This window comes from uncultured Enorma sp. (assembly GCA_905210055.1).
In the GTDB taxonomy this organism is placed as follows: Bacteria; Actinomycetota; Coriobacteriia; order Coriobacteriales; family Coriobacteriaceae; genus Enorma.
Genome location: CAJLVH010000131.1, coordinates 1 through 5,493 on the forward strand (window position 1 = coordinate 1; position 5,493 = coordinate 5,493).

The window sequence follows — 5,493 nt, forward strand, 5'->3', positions numbered from 1 at the left end:
CAGCCAATATCCCCCGTCCCCTTTGGCTGGCGGCCCCCTTTGGCTGGCGTAACCCCCCGGGTGATTATACATCCTACCCAAGGGTCTTCTCTCCGAAACGGTAGAGCTCCTCGTCCGTCTTCTGCAGGGAGCATCCGTGGTCGATGCAGAAGAGCACGATCGCGTCGCGGCGATCCTTGCAGTAGAGCTCATTGGCACCAGCCGCCTTGAGCAGGCGGTTCGTCTCGCGCAGAGAAAGACCCATGGCAAGGGCGAGCTGCAGCACCTTGTCACGCGCAGGATTCCGCTGGCCTTTGAAGATCTGGTATCCGAACGTTTCGTTGATGCCCGCGGCGCGAACGACCTCGGCGCGCTTCAACCCATTTTGTTCAAGCAGCTCATTGAGGTATTTGACGAGCGTCCGGTGCGAAATGCCGTGGCGGTCCGTGAAAGCGACGGGGCTTGGCGCGCCAAGCAGCTCGTGCAGCAGCTCTTCGGTAAGCGGCTCGGCAGCGACCGCCGACTCACCCGTATCGTTCGTGCCACCCATGTCGTCCATCCTCCACGGCGTCGTCAAAGCGCTCCCCTTTTCGTCGCAGCCATTTCCAGCTCCCACCATACCTCTTTTCCGTCGCTTTTTCATGCGCGACCGGGCACGCGTCTCACGTACCCGGTCGCGTCCGCGATCTTCGGAATGAGGATGGCTCGTATCTGGGCGCTTACCGCGCACGGGAACCGCCTTACGAGAGCGTCCAGCTCGCTGCCGGCTCATCGGCGATTGCCGTACCGAAGTACAGCACCTTCACGGTGCCATCCTCGAAATAGATGTTCCCGGTAACGGATCCCCCCGCGGCAAGGGTACCCGAACCAAGCTCGTTTTCTGCAGAGGAGTAATACGTGTAGCTCTCCTGTGCGCCGTTGGCGTCTTCGCCCTTCCAATCGAACACGTTATAGCTCGCGGATTCATCGCCGTTGTTCACATACGTCACCTGTACGCCGATCACCGTCGAGTCGTCGTAATTCGCAAGGCCGGTCTCCACGGAATCGACCGTTACGGTCAGGCCGTTCTCAAGTTCCACCGTCGTGCCCACGGCAAGGTCGGTGGTCTGCTCGCCACCCTGGGATGTTCCCGTCGCCGCAGGTCCGTTCACCGCGTCATCGATTGCAGCGGAATACATGCTCTGCGTACCGAGCACGACCGCAATCGACACGATGTTCACCACGAGCGCGGCAATGGCGAGAGCCTTGCCCACGCGCTTCCCGCGAAACACGCCGATGGCACCCACGATTGCGAACACGACGCCGATGGCGCCCACCACGAAGGCGAAGTTGTTCACGATAGGCACCCACGAGATGATAAGCGCCAAGATGCCGAGCACCAACGCAACGATCGAGGCGACGGGGCGCGATGCCCCTTGAGTCGAAGCAGCCATAGATTCCTCCCGTTTCACTGCTGAATTCACCGGAGTCTCCCGGTTTTTCACCGGCACGCACCGGCTGCACCCATTGTGGAGAATCGCCCCGGCGATTTCATTAGCTGCCAGCTAAGGTTGCTGGCCGCCGCACAGCGCGCTCCTATCCCCGCAGTTTCACGTACCAACGCGGACGACCCCATCCGCGCGCCTCCTTCCACAAGCTCGTCATGTGCGAGCCGATCTGAATGGAGAGCACCTCGCCGTCGACGAGGCGAGTACGCATCGTAACGCGCGATACCTCATAGGTGCGGCCGTCGGGCAGCATGATGAACTGCGGTGTCTCGGTACCGTCGGCGCCGATTCGCAGAATGACATCGACGTATGTGCGCTTGCCCGTCGCCACCATCGCGCGGCGCCTCCCCTCTTCAGCGGTTCCTTCGCCCATCTTCTTCGGCTCTCTTCACGCCATAGGTATAGCACGCGGTGCGGACATATGTTCGATGGCGCAAACGGGCGTGCCCCTGCACCCACGCAATGAATGGTGAAAGAACGCGGCGACGCGAGCGCAGGTTTCGTGAGACAATGTCTCTCTGTCCCATTCGACCCATGCATTCAACCCAAGGACGCGGAGCCGCTATGAATATCAACCACGCGATCTTGCATATCTTCGACGCGCAATCGGCCGTCACCGTCTTCTCTGAAGCAGAGCTCGAGTTCGATACGCGCGCGGTGAAGTCGTTCGTCACGAAGCACCTCAAGCGGTCGCGCAACGCGGCGGATAACCACCCAGGCTCGTTCACCCAGGAAAGCGCCTTCGCAGCCGAACTCAAGCGGTACTTCTTCGGCGAGCGAACGTTCATCGACCTCTCGCAGCAGATTGCCGAATTCCTCTGCGAGCAGCTTTCCCATGCGGAAAAGCCGTCTTCGGCAGACATCCTGGTCGCCGATTTCGAAGACGACGAGGAGACCCGCTGGTTCGCCATCCTCATCATGGAAAGCCGTATGGCGTTTATGCACGAGGTCGCAAACGATGCCGGCACCGTTGCGGCAAAGATCGCTCGGCACCACGCCATCCTCCCTGCGCCCACGCAGAAGATCGCCTCGTATGCGCTCGTGCGCTCCCGCGACCTCGCCGTACTGTACCAGGATAAGCCGCGCACCATCATGGGTGCAGACACGCAACTCATCGTGGACGGCCTCTTGCAGTGCACGACGGGCACCTCGGCGAAAGAGGTCATCGATACCGTGACGCGCGCGGTAGCGGAAGCCGCAGAGGAGCACGGTGCGAATGCGGCGGTCGCACTCGCCGCCACGAAGGCCGCCATGGTGGAGCAGGTCGAAGTGGACGAGGAGCTTCCGCCCTGGGATATCGTGGACGAAGTCTTTGCCGAAGAACCCGCACTTCAAGCAACCGTGCGCCAGAAGCTCGAAGAGGAGCACGTGCCCGAGCGCGTGAGCGTCGAGCGTGCGCATGCGGAACGCCCGAGCGTGCGCAGCCAGAAGATTCGCACGGACACGGGCATCGAGATCACGTTCCCCGTCGAGATGAGCAAGAACTCGGAATACATCGCGTTCAAAAACGAGCCGAACGGCCTTATCTCGATCGAACTCAAGAACATCGGCGCCATCGAGAGCCGCTAACCAAAGCGGGACTCAGAGACCTGGTGTCAAAGTCCCAGCCCCAAAGTGGGACTCAGAGACCTGGTGCCAAAGTCTCACTCGAAGAGCGAGCTCGCGGCGTCCGCCACCCGGCCGACGGTAGCGGTGTGCACGAGTGCCTTGATGACGTCGCCCACGCATTCGCGCTGCTCAGGCTCGAGAGCGTCCATCGCTTCGCGCATCGCGGGCACGCTCGACCGCCAGTCCTCGCGGATATCCGCGAAGCGCGTGGCACCGGTGGCGCCGATCACGTCGAAGAGCGTGTCGACAAACCGCCCGCGCTCCTCGGGCGTGAAGCGTTCCATCCAGCTCTCAATCGTACTCGAAAGGTAGCGCGCGCTCGCCGTGAGACCGTCCGCATAAACGAAGTCGCACCCTTCGACTTCCCAGAGGAACGGGTTGTGCTGAAGCACCGAGATGCCCGAACTCTCCACGACACGCACGTCGGCGCCGTCGTCCATGATGAGACCGATGACCGAGGATTTCGGCACCGTCTTCACCACACGGGAGCGCATGCGGCGAAAGCCCGCACCCTCGAGGAACTCGCGCGGAAACCCGGGGCCGTCGTGTGAGAAGGCAGCGAGCACGCGGCCTTGCACCTCGCGCGACGCGGTCGAGGCGGCATACACCGCGAGGTTCCCACCTTTGGAATGTCCGCCCAAATAGAGCGGGCCTGTCACCTCGGTCGCAACGTGCTCTACGTAGCTCCGCGCCTCCTCTTGCGCCGGCACCGGACAGAGGTAGGCCATGTTAAGGTCTTCCTTCCACCCCACGATCGTCGAATCCGTCCCGCGAAACGCCACATACGCCTCGCCGGTGGGCAGAAGGAACGTCATCGCGGCGAACTGCTCCTCTGCCGCCTTGTTCGTCGCGAATTGGAACAGCGTGAGCCGGACATCACGGAAGCGCGGACTCGCGCACACGGCGAAGAGCACGTCGCGGCTACCCTCGGGGTCGAAGCTCGTGCCGAACATCGCCTCGAACTCCTCCGCGCGCAGAAGCTCGTGAAGCGCGATGCCCTCGCGCGTGCAGGCGGCATCGAGGGCGGGGCTCAGGCGAAAATACGAAAGCCAGGAGAAGACCAGGCTGTCCACCGCACAGAGCGGGCGCTCGGCGAAGGGGTCGAGCTGCGTCTGCACGTAGGTGAGAAACGACCCCGGCTTCTTACGGTCAGCAAGCGCGGAGAGACTGCTGGAAAGCCCGGCACCATCATCCGAGGCGACGCGCTGCCGAGCGGCATCGTCTTCGTACAGAGCAGCGTCGCGGGCACGGTCTTCGGCATATGCGGTGTTGCCTAAGCCGGACAGCTCCGTTGGAAGCGCGCGCTTCAATGCGTCGGACAGATCCGATAACGATGGCACAGCCGCCTCCCCTACAGCTCGAGCTCGATGTTGTCGATCACGTCGCGCAGCGCCTTAGCAGAGGCGTGGAGCTCGGCAAGCTCCTCCTCATCGAGCGAAATGGGCACGCGGCACTCGACGCCGCCGCGCCCCACGATCGTGGGCATGGAGATCGCGATATCCGAAAGGCCGTATTCGCCCACCATAAGCGAGGAGATGGGCAAGATGCACTTCTCGTCGCGCATGATGGCGGTGCAGAGGCGCTTCACGCTCATGGCGATGCCGTAGTACGTGGCGTGCTTGCGACGGATAATCTCGTAGGCCGCGTTTTTCACGTCCTCCGCGATGCGGTGCTCGGAATCCTCGTGGTCGAAGTGGCCGCGCATCTCGCAGAAATCCTTGAGCGGAACGCCCGCGACGTCTGCGCTCGACCACACGGCGAGCTCGGAGTCGCCATGTTCGCCGATGATGTACGCCTCGACGTCGCGCGGGTCCACGCCCAGGTGTGCGCCGAGCGCCTCCTGCAGGCGCGCGGAATCGAGCACTGTACCGGAACCGATCACGCGGCCTTCCGGCAGGCCGGACATCTTGATGGCGGCGTAGGTGAGCACGTCGACGGGATTCGACACGATGAGCAGGATGCCCTCGAAGCCGCTGTCGCGAATCTGGGGGATGATGCTCTGGAAGATCTTGACGTTCTTGTTCACCAGATCGAGGCGGGTCTCGCCGGGCTTCTGGGCGGCGCCTGCCGTCACCACGATGATTGCGGCGTCGGCGGCATCTGCGTAGTCGCCGGCGTAGATCTTCATGGGACTCGCGAACGGCGTGCCGTGCGCGATGTCGAGCGCCTCGCCCTCGGCACGGTCGCGGTCGACGTCGATCAAGACCATCTCGGAGAAGAGCTCGCTTTGCATGAGGGCGAACGCGGAGGACGACCCCACGAACCCGCACCCTACTACGGCAACTTTGCGATCGTTGATCATATGCAGCTCCTTACCTTCGGTTGGACTGGATGGGCTGGTTGGGGACGGGTTCGTTTCAACCCATTGGGGTTGCATCAGGTCGACTGGGGACGCCGGGAACGCGCAAAATGGGTTGAA

6 protein-coding genes are annotated in these 5,493 nt (G+C 62.6%); 1 reads left to right on the forward strand and 5 read right to left on the reverse strand.

Annotated elements, in window-relative coordinates; translation table 11 throughout:
* Positions 1-73: 73 nt before the first annotated feature.
* From QZ079_RS07785 to QZ079_RS07795, 3 genes are all read right to left on the reverse strand, one after another.
* Complete coding sequence (locus QZ079_RS07785; RefSeq protein WP_297037261.1) at positions 74-529, reverse strand: helix-turn-helix transcriptional regulator; 456 nt, start codon at positions 527-529, stop codon at positions 74-76.
* Positions 530-719: 190 nt separating this feature from the next.
* The gene (locus tag QZ079_RS07790; RefSeq protein WP_291290509.1) at positions 720-1,412 is read right to left on the reverse strand and encodes a DUF4352 domain-containing protein; all 693 of its coding nucleotides are present in this window, start codon (positions 1,410-1,412) and stop codon (positions 720-722) included.
* 142 nt (positions 1,413-1,554) lie between these two features.
* Positions 1,555-1,839 (reverse strand): hypothetical protein, encoded by a 285-nt coding sequence (locus QZ079_RS07795; RefSeq protein ID WP_297037263.1) that lies wholly within the window; start codon positions 1,837-1,839, stop codon positions 1,555-1,557.
* Positions 1,840-2,030: 191 nt separating this feature from the next.
* On the opposite strand from QZ079_RS07795, the gene QZ079_RS07800 reads away from it, so the two are divergent.
* The gene (locus tag QZ079_RS07800) at positions 2,031-3,035 is read left to right on the forward strand and encodes a nucleoid-associated protein (protein ID WP_291290511.1); all 1,005 of its coding nucleotides are present in this window, start codon (positions 2,031-2,033) and stop codon (positions 3,033-3,035) included.
* Positions 3,036-3,109: 74 nt separating this feature from the next.
* On the opposite strand, the gene QZ079_RS07805 is transcribed toward QZ079_RS07800, so the two are convergent.
* The gene (locus QZ079_RS07805; protein ID WP_297037265.1) at positions 3,110-4,414 is read right to left on the reverse strand and encodes a DUF2974 domain-containing protein; all 1,305 of its coding nucleotides are present in this window, start codon (positions 4,412-4,414) and stop codon (positions 3,110-3,112) included.
* Between the two features lie 11 nt (positions 4,415-4,425).
* A complete protein-coding gene (locus tag QZ079_RS07810) occupies positions 4,426-5,376 on the reverse strand; it encodes an L-lactate dehydrogenase (RefSeq protein ID WP_297037267.1) in 951 nt (316 codons plus the stop codon).
* Positions 5,377-5,493: the final 117 nt, after the last annotated feature.